This window comes from Rhodococcus sp. OK302 (assembly GCF_002245895.1).
Classification (GTDB): domain Bacteria; phylum Actinomycetota; class Actinomycetes; order Mycobacteriales; family Mycobacteriaceae; genus Rhodococcus_F.
In genome coordinates, this window is the sequence record NZ_NPJZ01000001.1 from 2,590,455 (window position 1) to 2,611,504 (window position 21,050).

Annotated in this window: 16 protein-coding genes; 15 read left to right on the forward strand and 1 reads right to left on the reverse strand. The window is 60.9% G+C overall.

From position 1 onward, the window contains the following. Positions 1-16: 16 nt before the first annotated feature. The 13 genes from BDB13_RS12165 to eutC all read left to right on the forward strand — a co-directional run bounded on the left by BDB13_RS12165 (position 17) and on the right by eutC (position 17,290). Positions 17-1,942: a mycofactocin system FadH/OYE family oxidoreductase 1 gene (locus BDB13_RS12165; protein WP_094271866.1), complete on the forward strand. Its 1,926-nt coding sequence runs from the start codon at positions 17-19 to the stop codon at positions 1,940-1,942. Continuing rightward, complete coding sequence (locus tag BDB13_RS12170; protein ID WP_094271867.1) at positions 1,939-2,760, forward strand: mycofactocin-coupled SDR family oxidoreductase; 822 nt, start codon at positions 1,939-1,941, stop codon at positions 2,758-2,760. Before BDB13_RS12165 ends, BDB13_RS12170 begins: the two co-directional genes overlap by 4 nt. Beyond that, a complete protein-coding gene (locus BDB13_RS12175; RefSeq protein WP_094271868.1) occupies positions 2,760-4,709 on the forward strand; it encodes a mycofactocin system FadH/OYE family oxidoreductase 2 in 1,950 nt (649 codons plus the stop codon). The genes BDB13_RS12170 and BDB13_RS12175 overlap by 1 nt, the downstream gene beginning before the upstream one ends. Positions 4,710-4,863: 154 nt before the next feature. Continuing rightward, positions 4,864-6,102 (forward strand): HNH endonuclease signature motif containing protein, encoded by a 1,239-nt coding sequence (locus BDB13_RS12180; RefSeq protein ID WP_094271869.1) that lies wholly within the window; start codon positions 4,864-4,866, stop codon positions 6,100-6,102. 121 nt (positions 6,103-6,223) lie between these two features. Continuing rightward, positions 6,224-6,916, forward strand: coding sequence for a mycofactocin biosynthesis peptidyl-dipeptidase MftE (mftE, locus tag BDB13_RS12185; RefSeq protein ID WP_094274869.1), 693 nt, complete (start codon positions 6,224-6,226; stop codon positions 6,914-6,916). Between the two features lie 70 nt (positions 6,917-6,986). Continuing rightward, on the forward strand, positions 6,987-8,384 hold the full coding sequence (gene mftF / locus BDB13_RS12190; RefSeq protein WP_094274868.1) for a mycofactocin biosynthesis glycosyltransferase MftF: 1,398 nt from the start codon (positions 6,987-6,989) through the stop codon (positions 8,382-8,384). Further along, positions 8,381-9,847, forward strand: coding sequence for a mycofactocin dehydrogenase MftG (gene mftG, locus BDB13_RS12195; protein ID WP_094271870.1), 1,467 nt, complete (start codon positions 8,381-8,383; stop codon positions 9,845-9,847). The genes mftF and mftG overlap by 4 nt, the downstream gene beginning before the upstream one ends. A gap of 77 nt (positions 9,848-9,924) precedes the next feature. Next, positions 9,925-11,238 (forward strand): transcriptional regulator, encoded by a 1,314-nt coding sequence (locus tag BDB13_RS12200; protein ID WP_094271871.1) that lies wholly within the window; start codon positions 9,925-9,927, stop codon positions 11,236-11,238. Positions 11,239-11,357: 119 nt separating this feature from the next. Continuing rightward, positions 11,358-12,881 carry an aldehyde dehydrogenase gene (gene adh, locus BDB13_RS12205; protein ID WP_094271872.1) on the forward strand — a complete coding sequence of 508 codons (1,524 nt, stop codon included), beginning with the start codon at positions 11,358-11,360 and terminating at the stop codon, positions 12,879-12,881. A gap of 49 nt (positions 12,882-12,930) precedes the next feature. Further along, positions 12,931-13,506: a DUF779 domain-containing protein gene (locus tag BDB13_RS12210; protein WP_094271873.1), complete on the forward strand. Its 576-nt coding sequence runs from the start codon at positions 12,931-12,933 to the stop codon at positions 13,504-13,506. 111 nt (positions 13,507-13,617) lie between these two features. Next, positions 13,618-15,111 (forward strand): ethanolamine permease, encoded by a 1,494-nt coding sequence (eat, locus tag BDB13_RS12215; RefSeq protein ID WP_441347230.1) that lies wholly within the window; start codon positions 13,618-13,620, stop codon positions 15,109-15,111. Beyond that, positions 15,108-16,517 carry an ethanolamine ammonia-lyase subunit EutB gene (locus tag BDB13_RS12220; protein ID WP_094271875.1) on the forward strand — a complete coding sequence of 470 codons (1,410 nt, stop codon included), beginning with the start codon at positions 15,108-15,110 and terminating at the stop codon, positions 16,515-16,517. Before eat ends, BDB13_RS12220 begins: the two co-directional genes overlap by 4 nt. After that, positions 16,517-17,290, forward strand: coding sequence for an ethanolamine ammonia-lyase subunit EutC (eutC, locus tag BDB13_RS12225; protein WP_094271876.1), 774 nt, complete (start codon positions 16,517-16,519; stop codon positions 17,288-17,290). The genes BDB13_RS12220 and eutC overlap by 1 nt, the downstream gene beginning before the upstream one ends. Before the next feature lie 3 nt (positions 17,291-17,293). Here the strand turns inward: eutC and BDB13_RS12230 are convergent, their stop codons facing one another. Continuing rightward, complete coding sequence (locus BDB13_RS12230; RefSeq protein WP_094271877.1) at positions 17,294-18,172, reverse strand: glycosyltransferase; 879 nt, start codon at positions 18,170-18,172, stop codon at positions 17,294-17,296. Positions 18,173-18,377: 205 nt separating this feature from the next. On the opposite strand from BDB13_RS12230, the gene BDB13_RS12235 reads away from it, so the two are divergent. Together BDB13_RS12235 and BDB13_RS12240 are read left to right on the forward strand one after the other, a co-directional pair. Beyond that, positions 18,378-18,923 (forward strand): hypothetical protein, encoded by a 546-nt coding sequence (locus BDB13_RS12235; protein WP_094274870.1) that lies wholly within the window; start codon positions 18,378-18,380, stop codon positions 18,921-18,923. 217 nt (positions 18,924-19,140) lie between these two features. Beyond that, positions 19,141-20,490: an MFS transporter gene (locus BDB13_RS12240; protein WP_441347187.1), complete on the forward strand. Its 1,350-nt coding sequence runs from the start codon at positions 19,141-19,143 to the stop codon at positions 20,488-20,490. Positions 20,491-21,050 lie beyond the last annotated feature (560 nt).

Sequence of the window (21,050 nt, forward strand, 5' to 3'; positions counted from 1 at the left end):
GTGATCGAACTGTGAAGTGAGTATCGACGAACACACAACCCTGGCCGGACGCACAGTCCGGTCCAGGGTTGTTTTCGGTCCGCACGAGACCAATCTCGGTGCGGGGAGAGCCTTCTCGGATCGGCACCGCGCGTACTACCAGCGCCGGGCCGAAGGCGGCGCCGGGATTGTCGTCACGGAGGTTGCCTCGGTTCTGGAAAATGACTGGCCGTACGAGCGGGCGCCGCTGGCATCGTTGTGCGGTCCGGGTTGGCAGTCGATCTCGGCGGCCTGCACCGCCTACGGTGCCTTGGTCCTTGCCGGGCTGGGGCACACCGGAATGCAAGGTTCGAGTGCTTACTCACAATCCGTGCTGTGGGGGCCGTCGCGGGTAGCTGATCCGGTGACACGCGAGTTGCCGATGGTGATGGAGCAGTCCGATATCGATGAGTTGATCGCGGCTTTTTGTTCCTCTGCGGCGCTTGCGATTGCTTCCGGTATGGATGGAGTCGAGATTGATGCCGGACCGCGAAGTATTCTGCGGCAGTTTCTTTCCGGGTTGACCAATACTCGCACCGATCGATACGGAACTGATAGGCCGGCGTTGTTGCGGGAAGTTCTTCAGGCAGTTCGTGAGTCGGTCGGGGCGGGTGGGGTTGTCTCCCTGAGGTTGTCGTGCGACGAGTTGGCTCCGTGGGCGGGCGTGACGCCGGAGCTGGCGGCTGGGCATGCGGCCGAACTGGAGCAGTACCTCGATCTGCTCGTAGTGGTGCGCGGTGGTCTCTACTCGGTTTCGCAGTATCGCCCGGACTTTCACGAAGCGCCGAACTTCAATCTGGATCTGTGCCGCGGTGTGAAGGGTGCGGTATCGATTCCTGTTGTTGCGCAGGGCAGTATCGCGGACGCCTCAGAGGCTCGTGAGGCCCTGAACGTCGCAGATTTTGTGGAAATGACCCGAGCTCAGATCGCCGACCCGGACTTGGTTCTCAAATCCGGCCGCGGCGATCAGCCGCGGCCATGCGTGCTGTGCAATCAAACATGCCTGGTGCTCGACCCCCGGAATCCGGTGGTGACCTGCGTCGGCAATCCCAGTGCAGGCTTCGAGACGGTGGATCCTGATGAGCGAGAGCAGGATCGGGTGTCGGGAGCCGCACTAGTGGTGGGCGGCGGACCGGCAGGGTTGGAAGCAGCAAGAATCCTGGCGGGGCGGGGCTATTCGGTGACTCTCAACGAACAGTCGTCGCGGTGGGGTGGCATGATCGAAAATTTTGCACAGGGGGCTGGGCGGACCCGGTTCGGCTTGCTGTCGCAGTGGCTCGAGGACGAATGCCGTGCGCTCGGGGTGGTTCTGCGCACCGAGACCGAGGTGGGATCGCAGGACATCGAGGACGCGCGCGCACGAGGTGAGTTGGTAGTGATTGCGACGGGTAGCGTCGCCAGGCCCCCGACGTACCCTGTGGATTCGTCGATTCGCTGGATGGACGCGTCGGAGGCTTTGGAGTTAGCCGACGTGAAAGGCCCTGTCGCTCTGGTTGATCCACTCGGTGGGCCGATTGCGGTTGCGATCGCCGAGGCACTGCGCATCCGGGGTCTGGAGGTTTCGATCGTCACCCCCGACACGATCGTCGGTTCGAGGCTCGGAATGAGCGGGGATCTGGTCGGCGCCAACACCCGAATCCAGCAGGCCGGAATTGTGCGGGTCTGTTCTTCTCGAGTCGTCGAGGTCGTGGACGGAAGCATGTGTATCGAGCAGGTTTACACGGGCGTGCAGTCACAACGTCCATGTGCGACCTTGATCGATTGCTCACCGCGTCTGCCTGCGGATACCCACCAAAATTCCAGTGTCTTGCGAGTCGGCGATGCAATTGCTCCGAGAACTGTTCTCGAATCCATACGCGAAGGGCGCTCGGCAGGGTTTACTACTAGAACAAGTTTCAATTCCGATGAGAGGGTCAGCACATGACACAGACACGTTCACTCGAGGGCCGCGTTGCCTTCATCACCGGCGCAGCCCGCGGTCAGGGCCGCTCGCATGCCATCCGCTTGGCTCGCGAAGGCGCGTCGATCATTGCCGTCGATGTGTGCGCGGCAGTCGCGGCCGACAACACCTATGAAGCATCGACGGCCGACGATTTCGCCGAGACCGTGCGTCTGGTGGAAGCAGAAGGCGCAAAGATCTTTGCCCGTGAGGCCGACGTCCGAGACAGCGCGGCACTCGCAGCCGTCGTCAAGGAAGGCGTCGAGCAGTTCGGTCGACTCGACGTCGTCGTAGCGAACGCCGGTGTCTGCAACTGGAACCGCTTCTGGGAGATGTCGGACGAGCAGTGGGAAACCCTCATCGACATCAACCTGACCGGTGTCTGGAAGACGCTCAAAGCTGCGGTTCCCACCATGATCGAGGGTGGCCGCGGTGGATCGATCGTCGTGATCAGTTCCGTCGCCGGCCTCAAGGCCATGCCCGGCCAGGCCCACTACGGTAGCGCGAAGTTCGGTCTCGTCGGACTCACACAGGCTGCAGCAAAGGAACTGGGGGAGTACAAGATCCGCGTCAACTCCATCCATCCGTACGGCGTCAACACCCCGATGGGAACCGATCAGGGCGCCCTCGCGATTTTCCAGAACTACCCGCAGTACCTGCCCAACTTTGCACCCATCCTCACCGACACCGCGTTTGCGGAGCCGGAGGAGATTTCCGATACCGTCGCATGGTTGGCGGGCGACGGATCACGCACCGTGACGGCAAGTCATTTCGCGCTAGATCAGGGCAACTCCAAGGTCTGATGACGCCCTACCCTCGACTCTTCACACCTCTGCGCCTGGGCAACCTGACTCTGCGTAACCGAGTCGTGTTCTCAGCGCACCTGACCAACTACGCCGCGGACGGGTTGCCGACAGCGCAGCACGCCGCGTACTACGGGGCGCGGGCAAAGGGCGGGGCCGGGCTGATCATCAGTGAGGAACATTCGACTCATCCGTCGGATCGACCCTACGAGAAGATGATCGAGGGCTATCGGGCCGAGGTGGTCGAGGGGTATCGCAGGATCACCGAATCTGTGCACGCGCACGGTTCGGTGATCCTGGCGCAGATCAATCACAACGGCGGGCAGGGAGCCGGAACATACTCGAGGCGCCCGCTCTGGGCCCCCAGTGCAATCGCGGATCCACTGTTTCGTGAAGTCCCCAAAGCGGTTGACGACGCCGATATTGCCGAGATTCTCGACGGTTTCTCGCTGGTAGCGCGTAACTGCATAACCGGCGGTTTCGACGGCGTCGAATTGCAGGCGTCGCAGTCGTCGATAGTCCGCGCATTTCTGGCACCGTCCACAAACCGTCGCACCGATCGGTATGGCGGCACGACGGAAAACCGGGCGCAGTTTCTGCTGGAGGTCTTGCGTGTTCTCCGCGAGGCGATCGGTCCTGATCGGATTCTCGGGGTCAGGCTCAGCGGCTACGAAGGTACGCGCGGCGGCATCGAACTGGTCGACGCCGTCGAAACGGCGCAGCTGGTGGAGGCCGACGGTCAGGTTGACTACATCAATACTGCCATCGGGATGGCCACGGAGACACTACATCTGATCGAGGCGTCGATGGCAGTGCCGGTCGGCTACGCGAACTTCATTCCGTCGGCGATCAAAGAAGTAGTCTCACTGCCGGTGATCGGCGTGGGACGGTTCAAGTCTGCGGAGCAGGCTGAGCAGGCGCTCGATGAAGGTCTGTGTGATCTGGTGGGAGTGGTGCGCGGCCAGATCGCTGACCCGGATTTTGTGAACAAGGCTCGCGCCGGTGAATCGGCGACGGTACGAACCTGCTTGTCCTGCAACCAAGAATGCGTCGGACGGATGGGGCTCAACCGTTGGCTGGGGTGTACGGAGAATCCGACGGCTGGTCGTGAGTCGGTCTTGTTGCCGGTGCCACATGTGCGGGGAAGACGCGTCGTGGTGGTCGGCGGTGGCCCGGCAGGGTTGCAGGCCGCGGCGACAGCGGCCCAGCGGGGGCATCGGGTAACGCTGTTCGAGCGTGACAGTGTTCTTGGTGGGCAAATCTGCACAGCGTCGGTGATGCCCGCTCGTCGAGAGCTCGGTGACCTGATCCGCAACCTTGAATCCGAATGTCGCAGAAGCGGTGTCGAGATCAATTTACGAACCGACGCGACGGCCGAGATGCTGGCGGCCATGGCCGTTGATGTTGTTGTGATCGCAACGGGAGCGCGGGCAGTTCCCCCAGCGTGGGCGGGGGAGTCGGAGCGCGTAGTCGGGGTCAGAGATGTGCTGGACGGCAAGATTCTTCCGGGTGGTTCGGTGCTGGTGTTCGACGAACTGGGATTTCATCAAGGCCCCTCGGTTGCGGAGTTTCTGGCCGATCACGGCTGTGAGGTCACCATCGCGACCAACGGGATGGTGGTCGCTCAGGATTTGAGCATTACCTTGGATTTTGAGACCTGGAACCAGCGGGCGCACGAGAAGTCGATCACGCAGCGCACGGATCTGATGGTGACGGCAGTGCACGGAAATGGTCCGTTGACCGTCGATTTGGTGCACCACCCAACTGGTGTGGCGGAGACCAGCGTTGTCGACTGGGTTGTGTACGCGATGCAGCAGGAACCTGAAGATGATCTGTGGAACATGCTGCGAGGCAGTTCCTTCGAGATTCACCGTATCGGTGATGCGTTGTCGCCGCGTCGTTCACATGCCGCGGTAATCGAGGGCCACCGTGTTGCATCGGCGATCTAGGTGATTTGATTGGTCGTGTCACTCAAGGTGGCGTGGCGTGTGCGATCTGGAATTGTCGAATGCTGTTGTATATCAGTCGGTCTCGAGTGGGATTTCTCAAAATCTGTCCGAAATGTCTCTAGGAATCGAAATCCTGTTCGATTAGAATTGGCGCATGGGGAATCGAGAAGCGTGGCAGCTGGACGGCGAGGGCCTGAAATCGGAGGTTCTCGATCTGGTCCGCGCCCGCCACGGCCTGCAATCGCGCCTGGTGCACCTCGTTGTCGAAATGTTCACCCGTGATGCTCTCCCTGATACAGGCTTCCGCGCTATCGCGCAGTGGCTGCATCGGTCCACCAACCTCGAGATCGGCGAATGCAGCCAACTGGTCTCGCTCGCGCGGTTGTTCATGCTCGAACCTGTAGTCGCACAATCCTTTCACGACGGTGACATCGACGCTCTCAAAGCCCGGCAGGTAGCCCAGTTCTGCCAGCACCCACCCAAGAACATGCATACCGCGGACATCGAAAAGGCCCGCGACATCCTGCTGGACCTGGCCTCGAAAAAGGTTTCCGACTGCGACGCCATCCGCGCGGTCATCCGGCGTATCGAAAAGAAGTATGGCAACCGCGACGACGGCATCCCCATTGGAGAGGATTCCGAGCGCAACGAGTTCTACGCCTCCAAAGGTTTGTACGGCCGCGTCAGCGTCAAAGGTGACCTCGATGCCGTCAACGGTGCCCGGCTGATCGCCCTACTGTCCGGACTCTCGAAGCCGACACCCGAAATTGACGGCGTGAAAGATGCTCGTACCCCGGCACTTCGACGGGCTGACGGTTTCTGTGAACTGTTGCGCCGCTTCGAGATGGCCGGCCTCGGGCCCGTTGAAGGTGGCGTCAAACCGCACCTGACGATTACTGCTACCGCGAAAGACCTCACGGACCTGCAAGCGTTGAAAGATCTGTTGCCGTCCAATGAGGAACTCGGGTATGCGATCACCAACTGGGCCGGGCCTATCAGCCTCGACAGCGCCCGCATGCTGGCCTGCGATTGTATGGTCACCCGAATCCTGCTCGACCAGAACGGTGTTCCGCTCAATCATGGACTCGACGAGCGAACAGCGACAGTCCCGCAGCGGCGAGCTTTAGCCGTCAGGGATGGTGGATGCGCGTTTCCCGGCTGCGGCACCCCGCCCGGATGGTGCGATGCCCACCATATTGTTCATTGGGCAGACAGTGGCCCAACGGATTTCGATAATCTCATACTTTTGTGCGGTCACCATCATCGGTTGCTGCACCATACCGAGTGGAGTGTCGAGATCGGGGATGATCGGAGAACCCGGTTCTATCCGCCGATGTCGGTGGATCCGTATCAGGTTCCGATACCGGGGAACAGTCCACCGACAGCAGCTTGAACATCCGAATACGCAACATGTACACCGGGGCTGAGACATGCCCCGGTGTTACTGGTGCTTGAAGTGACCCATGTTGGGACAGAGTGCCACTGCTGCGGTTGTGTACCAATATCATCGGGGGATGAGCTTTCCGCGCGACCTTGTCTCCATGCCGAGTCCTGATCTCGAAGGTACGGCCCTCACCGTCGTGGTCCCGGTCGGTTCGTTGGAGCAGCACGGTCCGCACCTACCTCTCGATACCGATACTCGAATCGCAAGAGCTGTCGCCGGCGCGCTTCCCGGCGTCGTGGTTGCGCCCGCACTCGAGTACGGCGCGAGCGGTGAGCATGAAGGATTTGCCGGGACCATTTCAATCGGTGCCGAGGCCATGGAAATGGTGATAGTCGAGTACGGGCGGTCGGCGTTTCGATGGGCAACTCGGGTGTTGTTCGTGAACGGTCACGGTGGAAACGGCCCGGCTTTGGCCAAGGCTGTGGCGCTACTGCGCTACGAGGGCCGTGATGCGGCCTGGGCGCCCTGCGCAGTTCCGGGGGCAGACGCTCACGCGGGCAGGACAGAAACAAGCCTCTTACTGCATCTTTCGCCGGATTGCGTGGATATGGCCCGTGCAGTGGCCGGAAATATTTCTCCGATCGCAGACCTGATGCCAGGATTGCGTTCGGGCGGTATGGTCGCTGTGTCGGATAATGGAGTTCTGGGTGATCCAGTCGAGGCAACAGCCGTGGACGGCGCACAGATTTTCGGCGGGTTGGTGCAACGCGTGACGGATGGACTGGCTCGGTGGGAACCGGGTCCGGATGGGAGGCTTCGGTGATGATTGCAACCGATGGGGGGCGGGCGATCTACCCGAACCGATTCACGGTGCTTGCCGCGACGATCGCCTGATGCGACCCGCACGACTCCCCGATGGCTTCGGCATTCGGTTGGATCCCAAAGTTCGCACGTACTCGGGTGGCCGCGTGCTCATCGGCGGTTCGCCGACACGCATGCTCAAGCTCGCTCCGACTGCGGCCGCGATGATCGGCGACGGTTTTCTCGAGGTCGTCGATCAGCAGAGTGCGGCAGTGGCGCGCCATCTGCTCGATTCGGGAGTGGCAAACCCTCGGCCCATGTCGACGCCGTCAGCGGTCGACGTCACTGTTGTGATTCCGGTGAAGGACAATAGGGCGGGTGTCGAACGACTGTTGCCCGCTCTCAAGGATCTGACTGTGATCGTCGTCGACGACGGATCCGAGGTTCCTCTGGAACCCCGTCAGAATACTCCGGGAACGGGCTCGATCACCGTCGTCCGGCACGAGAAGGCGCGTGGCCCGTCGGCTGCTCGAAACTCGGGGTTGCGTTCGGCCCAAACACGTTTCGTGGCATTCCTCGATTCCGACGTCATTCCGCGGGCGGGTTGGCTCGAGCTGATGCTGGGTCATTTCAGTGACCCCGGAGTTGCCTTGGTTGCGCCGAGGATTGTGGCTCTCGATCCGTACGGGACAGCTTTGGCTCGTTACGAGAACATGCGCTCCTCCCTGGATCTGGGACGCAAGGAAGCTGCGGTCAAGTCGGGTAGTCCGGTGGCTTACGTGCCCAGTGCCGCGCTGATCGTGCGCCGCGACGTGGCCCTCGAATGCGAAGGTTTCGACGAAAGCCTCGAAGTAGCCGAGGACGTCGATTTCTGTTGGCGTTTGCAGGCCGCTGGTTGGCGCCTGCGTTATGAACCGGTTGCGAATGTCGCCCACGATCACCGGGTGCAGTTCGGCAAGTGGTTCAGCCGACGCGCCTTCTACGGAACCGGCGCGGCACCGCTGGCCGCGCGTCATCCGGGTTCGGTGCCGCCGATGGCCATGTCGTTCTGGATGTTGTTCTCGTGCATTGCGGCTGCCACTCTCACCCGTTCCGGGCTGGCCGGCGCGATCGGGGCATTGCTGTTCACCACGTTCCGCTTGCGGAAGATGTTCACCGGGCTACGTCAGCCGACGCGCATCGCGGCAATTCTGGCTGCCCAGGGATTTGTGGGTGGGTTCTGGCAACTCGCGTCGGCGATGTGCCGTCACTATTGGCCGGTCACTCTGTTGGCGGTCATCTGCTCACGCAAGATCCGACGCTTGGCGCTTGCTGCAGCAGTCGGGGAGGGGTTGGTGGATTGGTACCGGCACCGTGAACCCGGCGGACTTGGGCCGGTGCGGTACGTGTTGTTCAAGCGGGCTGATGACGTGGCGTACGGATTCGGCCTGTGGCGCGGTGCAATCGAGGCGCACGACCTGGCTGCGTTGAAGCCTCGAATCACCAAGTGAGTGTTCCGGATTACGCAGATTTTGTGGTTGTCGGCGGCGGCACCACCGGTTGTGTGATCGCGGCGAGACTCAGCGAAGATCCTGCAGCGAAGGTGTTGCTGCTCGAAGCGGGACCCGGCTATCGATCGACGCTCGAACTCCCGGCGGTACTGCATGATCCATACTTGTTGCCGGTGGGGCCGGCCAGTGAGCACACGTGGACGTACCCGGTCGAGTTGACGCCGGATCGCCTTTCCACGATCTCGCGAGGGCGGACGTTGGGAGGTTCGGGGGCTGTCAACGGCGCGTATTTCGCCCGAGCCACACGCGCGGATTTCGCGAGCTGGCCACAGTCGTGGAGCTACGAGAAGGTATTGCCGTACTTCCGTCAGTCGGAGACCGATCACGATTTCGACGGGCCGTATCACGGTGAGCGCGGACCGATTCCGGTTCGTCGGCGGCAATTGGATGACATGCATCCGCTGAGTGGACAGTTCCACCAAGCGGCGATCGAAGCAGGTTTTCCCGACGACCTCGACAAGAATGCTCCGGACTCTGTCGGCGTCGGTCCCGTCCCGCTCAATATTTCCGAGCATCGCCGAATCAGCACGGCGCTCGGCTATCTGATGCCGGCTCTGGGCCGCACAAATCTGAGCGTCGACGTCAGTGTTGTGGTCGTTCGTATTGTCTTCTCGGGAACCCGCGCTATTGGGGTCGATGTTCTCGACGGCTCGCAACTTCGACGTATTCGTGCCGCCCATGTCGTGGTGTGTGCGGGCGCGATAGCGACACCACATCTGCTGCTCAATTCCGGTCTCGGATCAGCCGAACATCTTGCTGCCCAAGAAATTCCCGTCGTGGTAGATCTTCCCGGAGTCGGGCAGGGGTTCGTCGATCATCCGGAAGTTCTGATCCCGTACCGATATTCGACGCCTGAGTTGCTTCGATACCGAACTCCGGTTCTGGAAGTGACGCTCAATGAGCCGGATCTCGAAATCCGTCCGTACACCGCGTCATTTGCGGATCTTGTGCCCGGCGTAGCGCCGATGGATCACGGTTTGGGTGTGGTCCTCATGGCACCGCACAGTCGCGGAAGCGTCGAGCTTGACGCGATGGCACCGGCGGGTGCTCCGCGGATTCGGTACAACTATCTGGAATCGGGCCATGATCGCGCGACGATTCGTCGGGGCATGCGATTGGCCGAGAGCCTGCTGGAATCGATCGCCGCTACCGGACTGATCGAGCGACCGGACATCGATTACTCGGACGAGTGGATCGAGTCGAGGCTGGGAACGTCGCTGCATCTGAGCGGCAGTTGTGCAATGGGGGTGGTGGTGGACGAGCAGTGCAGCGTCTTCGGCGTCGACGCACTCAGTATCGTCGACACCTCGATCTTTCCCGCAATCCCCAGTCGTGGTCCGCACGCAACTGCGGTCATGGTGGCGGAGCGCGCGAGCGAGTTGGTCCGAGCTGTGGCGGGATAAAGGAAACCGCATGGTCAGACTTCACCATCGACCTGTGATGGGCATTACAGTGGCAGGGGAGCGGAGGAACGCAGAATATGGCACGTGAACAGGCTGTGTACGGCAACCCGTGGGTGGCCGTACGGCCAGGAGATGACGTCGCGGTGCTGGCGCGTCGACTCTCCAGCGCTCATCAGTCGTTCATCGATGCCCAGGACGGGCCGGGGCATGGCCTTCCGGACGACTCCCACGTGCGTTCCGTCGTGCTGGAATCCTGGATGCGCAGCCGGAACAAAGGCGTCGATCCCGATGTCGTCGGAAATCCCGAGATGCTCGAAGGCGTCGAACTCGAGAACTATCGTTCGACGCATCCCATGTCGCTCATTCGTCCGGTGATCCGAAAGCTGCTGGTAGAAGATGCTGCCGAGACCGGGTTGTTGATCGCGATCAGTGACGCGCACGGCCGGTTGCTCTGGGTGGAGGGTGACAGCTCGGCCAAGGACAAAGCGTTGTCGATGAATTTCGTCGAAGGTGCCGACTGGAGCGAAGATCGCGTCGGTACCAATGCGCCGGGCACAGCACTGGCAATCGATCACTCGGTGCAGATCTTCGGCTCGGAGCACTTCAATCGGACCGTTCACGATTGGAGTTGTTCGGCGGCGCCGGTCCATGACCCCACGACCGGGCAGATTCTGGGTGCCATCGACATCACGGGCGGGCCACGCGTCGCCGTCCCGGAAGTGTTGTCGTTGATCCGTGCAACCGTGGCAGCCGCCGAATCGGAACTGCGGTTCCACCTCCTCAACTCGCCGATCCCGCTGACGGCCTCCGCGCCCCGGTTGGAGACGTTCGGCGGCGGACGACCCACACTCGTCCGTGGGGGCGAGCGGATTCCGATCTCGCAACGTCATGCCGAAATCTTGCTGTTGCTCTCCGAGCATCCCGAGGGCCTGAGTGCAGATCATCTTGCGGTTCTCCTTGACGAAGGTGAGCTGGACGGTGTCACCATCCGCGCTGAAATGTCGCGCCTACGTAAGGTTTTCGGTGCCGACAGGTTGGCGTCGAGGCCGTATCGCATCATTGCCGAGTTCACTACCGATGTCGACGACGTTCGGAGTGCTTTGGATCGCGGTGACGCGGCAACCGCCCTGCGTCTGTACACGGGTCCGGTTCTGGGCGGATCTGCCTCTCCGGGTATCGACGCCATCCGAGATGAACTCCGCACGCGCGTTCAGGCCGCCCTGCTTCGCGGCGGTGACGCCGCTCTGTTGGCGCGCTGGACTACCTCCGTCCACGGACGCGAAGATTCCGTCGTCTGGGAGGCGTACTTGTCGACGCTCGATCCAAAATCGGCACTGTATTCGCAGGTCAAGGCCAAGATTGACGTCCTCGACCGGCAGTTGGGTCTCTGAGCGCAACGTACTTGCAACGTTGCCGCTCCTAGTGTTGTGAATCACACCCCGCGGGGGTGGGGCTGTGGTCATGAAGTTGGTGGTCACAGGCGAAGATCCGTTCACAGAGGAGCTTGCAAATGACCGTGTACGCCCGCCCCGGTACCGCCGACGCGATCATGTCCTTCCAGTCTCGTTACGACAACTGGATCGGAAACGAGTGGGTCGCACCAGTCAAGGGCCAGTACTTCGAGAACCCGACTCCGGTAACGGGGCAGAACTTCTGCGACGTAGCTCGCTCCACCGCAGAAGATATCGAGCTCGCACTCGACGCGGCACATGCAGCCGCTCCGGCCTGGGGTAAGACCTCCGTTGCCGAGCGCGCCATCGTCTTGAACAAGATCGCCGATCGGATGGAAGAGAACCTCGAATCCATCGCACTCGCCGAGTCCTGGGACAACGGAAAACCGATCCGCGAAACCCTCAACGCCGACATTCCTCTTGCGATCGATCACTTCCGCTACTTTGCGGGAGCTATTCGCGCACAGGAAGGTTCGCTGTCCGAGATCAACTCGGACACCGTTGCCTACCACTTCCACGAGCCGCTCGGTGTGGTCGGACAGATCATTCCGTGGAACTTCCCGATCCTGATGGCGGTGTGGAAGCTTGCCCCTGCACTTGCCGCCGGTAACGCAATAGTCCTCAAGCCCGCAGAGCAGACTCCCGTCTCGATCCTGCACCTCATCGGCATCATCGGCGACTTGCTGCCGGCCGGCGTTCTCAACATCGTCAACGGATTCGGCGTCGAAGCCGGCAAGCCGTTGGCGTCGAGCCCTCGCATCAAGAAGATCGCCTTCACCGGTGAGACCACCACCGGACGCTTGATCATGCAGTACGCGTCGCAGAACCTCATTCCGGTCACCCTCGAGCTCGGCGGCAAGAGCCCCAATCTGTTCTTCTCCGATGTCCTCGCATCCAATGACGATTACCAGGACAAGGCCCTGGAAGGCTTCACGATGTTCGCCCTCAATCAGGGTGAGGTCTGCACGTGCCCGTCCCGTGCTCTGATCCAGGAGGACATCTTCGACGACTTCCTCGCGATGGCAGCTATTCGCACGAAGGCTGTGCGCCAAGGCAATCCGCTCGACACCGAGACGATGATCGGTGCGCAGGCCAGCAACGACCAGCTCGAGAAGATTCTCTCGTACATCGAAATCGGTAAGGCCGAGGGCGCCAAGGTCATCACCGGTGGTGAGCGCGCTCAGTTGGGCGGCGACCTCGCCGGCGGCTACTACGTGCAGCCGACGATCTTCACGGGTAACAACAAGATGCGCATCTTCCAGGAAGAGATCTTCGGACCGGTCGTCTCCGTCACGTCGTTCAAGGATTACGACGAGGCCATCGAGATTGCCAACGACACCCTCTACGGCCTCGGTGCCGGTGTCTGGTCACGAGACGGTGGAACTGCCTACCGTGCGGGCCGCGATATCCAGGCGGGCCGTGTGTGGACCAACACGTACCACCAGTACCCGGCACACGCTGCGTTCGGTGGATACAAGCAGTCCGGTATCGGCCGTGAGAACCACTTGATGATGCTCTCGCACTACCAGCAGACCAAGAACCTCCTGGTCAGCTACGCACAGAAGGCTCAGGGCTTCTTCTGATCCGCTGATTCACTAGGTCAGCTCGAGTAACAAACACACGGAGGTTGGAATGAACGCCCCAGATATTGCTGAGCCAGGTGCCAGCTCTGCCGGCGTCGTTCCACCTCGTCTCGTGACCACCGCTGGGGCGGCCGATCTCTTGCGCCGCCTCAGTGGGAATCACGGTGAACTCATGATGCATCAGTCCGGTGGATGCTGTGACGGCAGCGCGCCGATGTGTTATCCCGCAGGCGAATTCATTGTCGGCGATCACGATGTACTGCTCGGTGTCATCGACCTCAGGCTCGGAGTCGGTGAGGTTCCGGTGGATCTGCCGACGGGAATCGACGCCGTTGCGGTGTGGATCTCCGGTTCCCAATTCGAAGCCTGGAAGCACACCCAACTCGTTCTGGACGTCGTGCCGGGCCGCGGCGGCGGATTCAGCTTGGAAGCTCCTGAAGGATATCGATTCCTCAGTCGAGCAAGGGCTTTCACGCCCGAAGAAAATGCGTCCCTCAACTCGTCGACCATTCTGGTCGGTGCGGACTGGGAGGTCGGAGTACGGCCGAACCCGCCCACTGTTCCACAGGTTGTCGCCGAAGCCGTTGACGCTTGCCCCGTTCCGGGAACGGCCGGCCGAGACTGAGCCGTTACATCGCCGTCATCCCACGGCGGACGCTCTTGACTTCATGGTCCTACGGTTCACCTCATACGACGCATTCGTTTGCGGCGTCTCATTTTTGACCGATTCAGGGGGATAGACATGTCTCTTTCAGATCAAGTGCCAGGCGAAGCTGATCAGCGCGCTGCATCCGGCGCCCGCCATGACGGCAGCCATCACGACGGCGCGGACTTTCATGCGGAAGACAACTCGTATCTCGAGAAACGAACACTGCGAAAAGGTACCGCCGGATGGGTACTGCTGGCCGGGTTGGGCGTCAGCTATGTAATTTCCGGTGACTACGCCGGCTGGAACAACGGATTAGCCGAGGGCGGGTTCGGTGGTCTGCTCATTGCGGCCGTTGTGATCGCAGGGATGTACCTGGCCATGGTGCTGGGAATGGCGGAGATGTCATCCGCGCTTCCGGCGGCCGGCGGTGGGTACACCTTTGCGCGACGCGCATTGGGTCCGTGGGGTGGATTTGCCACGGGCACAGCAATTCTCATCGAGTATTCCATTGCGCCGGCAGCGATTGCGACGTTCATCGGAGCGTACGTCGAGTCCTTGAACCTGTTCGGAATTACAGATGGCTGGTGGGTCTATCTGGCGGTGTATGCAATCTTCATCGGAATTCACCTGACCGGCGCCGGTGAGGCACTCAAGGCGATGTTCATCATCACCGCCATCGCACTGGTGGGATTGATCGTTTTCGCGGTTTCGGCTGTGGGACTGTTTGATTCGTCCAATCTGACCGACATCGCCGTTGATTCAACCGCTGTGGGGTCGTCATCTTTCCTTCCCTTCGGGCTACTCGGAATCTGGGCTGCCGTGCCCTTCGCGATCTGGTTCTTCCTTGCAGTGGAAGGCGTTCCGCTTGCAGCCGAAGAAGCACGTGAGCCGGAAAAGAACGTTCCGCGCGGCATAATCATCAGCATGCTGATCCTGATCGTCACGGGTGCAGCGGTTCTGTTCCTCGCAACCGGAGCGGTTGGCGCCGACGCATTGGCTACCTCGGGAAATCCGTTGGTCGAAGCACTCGGCGACAGCGGAGCTGCCAAGGCAGTCAACTACATCGGACTCGCCGGCCTGGTCGCAAGTTTCTTTTCCATCATGTATGCGTACTCTCGCCAGACGTTTGCGCTCTCTCGCGCCGGATATCTTCCCAAAAACCTCTCGATCACCAACAAGCGCAAGGCTCCGACGCTCGCACTCGTCGTTCCCGGCATCATCGGATTTGCACTCTCGCTCACCGGCGAAGGTGCAATGCTGCTCAATATGGCGGTATTCGGCGCGGCTGTCAGTTACGTGCTGATGATGGTGAGCCACATCGTGCTTCGTAAGCGCGAGCCGAACATGCCTCGCCCGTACCGGACTCCCGGCGGGATCGTGACAACCTCGTTTGCGCTCGTCATCGCCGCTGTATCGGTGGTCGCAACGTTCCTGGTCGATCCTGTTGCAGCACTTCTTACATTGGTTGCATTCGCTGTGTTGATGGCATACTTCGGTCTCTACAGCCGTCATCACCTTGTTGCCAACTCACCTGATGAGGAGTTTGCTGTACTTGCACAGGCGGAAGAAGAACTGGGATGAGCACGTATCACCAACAGATATCCGGAACCACCTACACGTTCGACGGTCTCGTCGACCTCATGGCCAAGGCGACACCGCTGCGATCAGGTGACGAGTTGTCAGGATGCGCTGCGCACTCCGATGCGGAACGTGCTGCTGCCCAATGGGTTTTGGCAGAACTGCCACTGAAGGTCTTTCTGGAAGACCTCCTGGTTCCGTACGAAGATGACGAGGTCACCAGGCTCATTATCGACAGCCACGATCGACTGGCGTTCCAACCGGTCGCGCATCTGACCGTCGGAGGATTCCGCGACTGGCTGCTCGAGACTGCGTCGGCGCCCGGTGCCTCTGCGGTGCTCGCGGCGGTGAGCCCGGGCCTTACTCCGGAGATGGTGGCAGCTGTCAGCAAGATCATGCGCAATCAAGATTTGATTGCCGTCGCGAAGGCAGTCACCGTGACGGCCGGGTTCCGGACCACCATCGGACTGCCCGGGCGGCTCAGCACCCGGTTGCAGCCCAACCATCCCACCGACGATCCACGCGGAATCGCCGCAGCCACACTCGACGGTCTTCTGATGGGTTGCGGTGACGCCGTCATCGGTATCAACCCCGCGACGGATTCTCCGCAGGCGACGTCGGATCTCCTGCATCTTCTCGACGATATCCGGCAGCGGTTCGAAATCCCGACACAATCCTGTGTGCTTTCACATGTGACGACCACGATCGGACTGATCGAATCCGGTGTCCCGGTGGATTTGGTCTTCCAGTCGATCGCCGGTACCGAAGGCGCCAATTCGGGTTTCGGAGTGAACATTCCGTTGCTGCGTGAAGGAAACGAAGCCGGACGATCCTTGAACCGGGGGACCGTCGGAAACAATGTCATGTACCTCGAGACCGGGCAGGGATCAGCACTCAGTTCTGGACATCATTTCGGTACCGGGGGAGCGCCGGTAGATCAACAGACACTCGAGACACGGGCCTACGCGGTAGCCCGCGATCTCGAACCACTGCTCGTCAATACGGTGGTGGGCTTCATCGGGCCCGAGTATCTGTACGACGGCAAGCAGATCATTCGGGCCGGTTTGGAAGATCATTTCTGCGGAAAGCTTCTGGGCCTGCCGATGGGTGTCGACGTCTGCTACACCAACCATGCCGAGGCTGATCAGGACGACATGGACAATCTGCTGACCTTGCTCGGAGTGGCCGGCGCAGCCTTTGTGATTGCTGTTCCCGGCGCAGACGATGTGATGCTGGGCTATCAGAGTCTCGCCTTCCACGATGCGCTGTATGTGCGCCGCGTACTCGGGTTGCAACCTGCCCCCGAGTTCGAGGCGTGGCTACACGGTTTGGGGATGACGGACGACCACGGTCGGGTTCTCCCCATCGATGCCGGATCATCGCCACTGCGATCGTTGACGGTGAAGTGATGATCGACGACAACGCGTTGGTCTCCGATTTCTGGGGCCCGCTTCGTAAGACCACCCAGTCCCGAATCGGTTTGGGCCGCACCGGTGATTCATTGCCCACCAGTCGAGTTCTCGAGTTCAAGGCTGCTCACGCCGCGGCCCGCGACGCCGTTCACGTTCCACTCGATTCGCAGACTCTCGCTCAGCGTGTCGAAGCTGTCGGCATCGGAGCACCGGCACTGGTGACCAGCGCGGTGTCCTCGCGTAGTGAGTATTTGCGTCGACCGGATCTGGGGCGCCGACCGGCAGATCTGCGTTCGATCGAGCACTCCGACAAGGAGATCGGATTCATTCTGGCCGACGGACTTTCGCCACGTGCCCTGATGGATCACGGTGAGCAATTGCTTTCGGCGCTGGTTGCGGTACTGGGGGAGCGTTATTCCCTTGCGCCGCCGGTGATTGCGACCAATGCGCGGGTTGCTCTCGGTGATCACATAGCTTCGGCGATGGGAGTGCAGACCGCTATCGTTCTGATCGGCGAACGCCCGGGCCTGTCCGTCGCGGACAGCGTCGGGATCTATCTGACACACCTCCCGCGCGTCGGACGTACGGATGCCGATCGCAACTGCATTTCCAACATCCATCCGCCGGAAGGGTTGGGCTACGAGCAGGCTGCCCGCGTCGTTGCGAGTCTGGTTGCGGGCGCCCGTAAATTGGGTCGCTCGGGTGTAGATCTCAAGGACACCTCGCGCACAGACGAACTGCCCGCGGGTGAGGTGCTGACGCTCGAATAGCTCTCAGATGTACAGGACGCGATGTTTGATGCTGCCCTGGATCTTTCCAGCCAAGTTGCCCGCGTGAACGAACCAACGGCCGCGCGGCATCGGGCAGATCCGTTGGGGAACTAGAGGGTTGAAAATAACTAACGCAAGTACGGTTGCTGCAAGCTCCCGTGGAGCCGTCCTTTTCTGGCCGTGATCGCGGAAACGTGAGTACAGTTGTGCCGTCGCAATTCCGTAGGCGCGCGTTTGATTCCACGTTCCGCGATAGGTGCCGCGTAAGCGGTACGCAACTACAGCATCCGGAGCGTGCGCCAGTGTCATTCCGGCCAATTGCAGTCGCCAACTCAGGTCGATGTCTTCTCCGGACCTGACGTAGCGGAGATCGAATCCCTCGATCGCGTCAAACGCTGTGCGCCAGATCCCGAAGGTGCAGGTAATGCCGTAGGGAAGGAAATCGCTGCTGCCGAACTGCGTTTCGGTGGTGAACCGGCGCCACGTGGCGACCTCGGGGGAGTTGATCGACGTAGTTTCCACGACACCGCCGACAGCGTCGGAGTTTTCGGCAGCACGTGTGATGGCCGTCAGCCAGGACGGGTGCACGCGGTCGTCCGCATCGCAGAATGCGATGAAATCCCCGCGGGATGCTGCAACTCCCACGTTGCGCGCGTAGCCACCTCCTCTAGCTTCGGAGGCATTCACCAGCTGGAGGGACAAGGCATCAATGGCGGGGTGGTTCTCGATGAACTGTGCAAGACCGTCCGTTGAGCCGTTGTCGCTGACGATGACTTCGAACTTGCCGTCGTAATCTTGCGAGGCGAGAGCTGTCAGCTGTTCGTCGATGTGATCCATAGCGTTGTACGCCGGGATCACCACTGACACGAGGGTGGGTTTCACGCGCCAAAGGTACCGTATGTCCGGTAGGTCACACCCGTCGGTGAGTTTCCTGGTGACGGGCAGCAGTGCTACGGCCTGGCTCGTTGTGATGAGATTGGTTTGCCCGTCGGGGCAGATTGATCTTGCCCAGTGGGGCAGCGAGCTCTCGGGTGGAGTTCGCGTCGAATGCAGAGCCGCCCTGGCGGCACGTAATGAGGAGAATGCGATGGCCTTTGCCGGCAATGTGGACGAGTTGGCGCTGCTTCAGTCGGTGCGGCTCAAGGGACAGGTTGGATCTTCTGTCCTTGCCGAGCATTTGGGAGTCAGTGCCGCGTCCGGTCAGGCCGCGTACGACGCCCTGATCGCGCAGGGGAAGGCGCTCGAGAGTGAGGGCACGATCAGCCTGACCGAGAAGGGTCTCACCGAGCTGAACGATCAACTGGACGCCGAGCGCGTCTCGATCGACGAGGATTCGATTCTCGACGTGCTCGAGGCATTCCTGCCGCTGGACGAGGAATTCTCTGCCCTCGTTGCACGTGCTGACGCAGACTCTCTCGCAGACTTGGACCGTCGCGCGTCCAACGTGTTCGATGATCTGTCGGCATTCGTTCCGCGTTTGTCTCGCTACCAGGATCTGTTCTCCAGTGCGTTGACGAAAGTTCAAGCGGGAGAGTTGAAGTGGATGTCGGAGACGGGTATCGACTCGTACGCCACCGTGTGGGTGGAGATTCGCCAGGAGTTGTGTGAGGCTGCCGGCAAGACCCAGAACTGACGGCAGCATCCGAAAGCGGCCGCTCAACTCGGTGAGAGTTGAGCGGTCTTCTTTTGTCTGTACGTAGGGTGAAACCCGTTACTTTTGCATATGAATCGTGATCCACATCACGATCACCCTCTTTCGGGGGTAGTGCGGGGGTGAGCCGCATCACTACCTTTCCTTCTATCGACGGTGACACCCACAGGGCGTCACCACCGGACCACGGAGGAAACGAGTGACAACAGTCTCTCCATCAGGGGAAACCAGTGCCGCAGGCATTGCAACAGTCCCCGCCAACAAGACGAGCGTACGGCGAGTTGCCATCGCCAGTTGCATCGGCACGACTATCGAGTTCTACGACTTCTTCATCTACGGAACTGCTGCGGCACTTGTGTTTCCGACGGTGTTCTTCCCTGCCTTGGGTGCTACGGCCGGCACGGTTGCATCGTTCGCTACCTTTGCCGTTGCGTTCATTGCACGCCCTGTGGGTGCAATGTTGTTCGGGCACTTCGGCGATCGCATCGGCCGCAAGAAGACGCTGATTTCCACGCTGCTGCTCATGGGTATCTCGACGCTCCTCATCGGTCTGCTCCCGGGCGCTGCCACTATCGGTATCGCGGCACCGATCATCTTGGTGGTCTTGCGATTCGGGCAAGGTTTCGCGGTCGGAGGTGAGTGGGCCGGCGCGACCCTGCTGACTGCCGAATACGCCCCACCGGGTAAACGCGGCTTGTATGCGATGTTCCCGCAGTTGGGCCCGGCCATCGCATTCATTCTCTCCAGCAGCACGTTTCTCATTACCGGCGCGGTTCTCGGCGATACCAATCAGGCGTTCCTCGACTACGGCTGGCGTATCCCGTTCCTGTTCTCCATCGTTCTGGTCGGCATCGGGCTTTACATGCGTCTTGCTATCGAAGAAACTCCGGTATTCAAGGCCGAGCAGGCCGATCGCGTTGCGGCGCAGAAGAACGAGGCTCCTCGCACGCTACCGTTCCTGGATGCCTGGCGTTTTCAGTCCAAGGAAATCCTGCTCTCTGCAGGCGCTCTGGCTTGCCTGTTCGCCTTCTTCTACATGGGCACTGCCTTCCTGACGAGCTACGGCACCAAGACGCTCGGCTTCTCACGGCCGTTCGTCTTGTCGGTCGGCATCGCCTCCGCATTTGTCTTCGGCGCCGCAATCATCGTCTCGGCGCTGTACTCCGACAGGATCGGGCGTCGCAAGGTCATCATGATCTCGTGTGGCATGGCCGTCGTGTGGGCGCTGGTGCTCTTCCCGCTTCTCGACACCGGATCGCCCATCGCCTTCGTTCTCGGAATGTTCGGAACGTTGATGATCTTCGGAATCGCCTACGGTCCCTGCGGTGCCCTGCTTCCGGAGATGTTCCAGACGCGCTACCGCTACACCGGTGCCGGCCTCGGCTACAACCTCGCGGGCGTCCTCGGCGGCGCTGTACCGCCGCTGATCGCAGCCCCGCTTGCTTCGGCATACGGGAGCATGGCTATCGGCATCATGCTGGCCGTCCTCGGTGTGCTGAGTTTCGTCTGCACGTGGGCTCTGGTGGAAACCAAGGACCACGCACTGTAGTCACGGCAAACTGTGTCACGACGAGAGTGGTGTCGGGATTGGTGCCCGGTGCCCCGTGCGTTGGGACGACTCGAGGTGCTGAGTTCCTGGAACTTTAGCTTAGCTGGATGATTACACGCCTCGATTCTTGTCGGTGTCCAGGGGGTGGCTGTGGGCTGAAAGTTTTCGGATCCGTCCCGGTCGGTCGGTACATTGGCCAAATTCGGACCTTTGCCACTATTCACGGGTCTGCTGGTTTGAGAAGATCGCCGTACGAAGCGCAAGTGCGCCTCGTGCGGCGATTTGCTCGTTCGGTAGGCAGTGCTTGCTTGTAGCTTTCCGAAAGTAGAACCGCTCGACCCCGCCGCGGGGAAGGCCGTAGCGCTGGAATTGGCACGTGTTCACTTTGGCGGTAGCGGTGAGACGTCGCAATGAAATTGCTGGTCGAAGCCAATATGTGCTGCGGTCGGCCGGTCGGATTGGACGCTCGTCCGACACATGATTCCATTTTGATGTTTTCGACGTTCGAGTCGCCTAATCTGTCGGTTGCACATCGGCAGGGTGCAGTTGTTGTGGTGGTT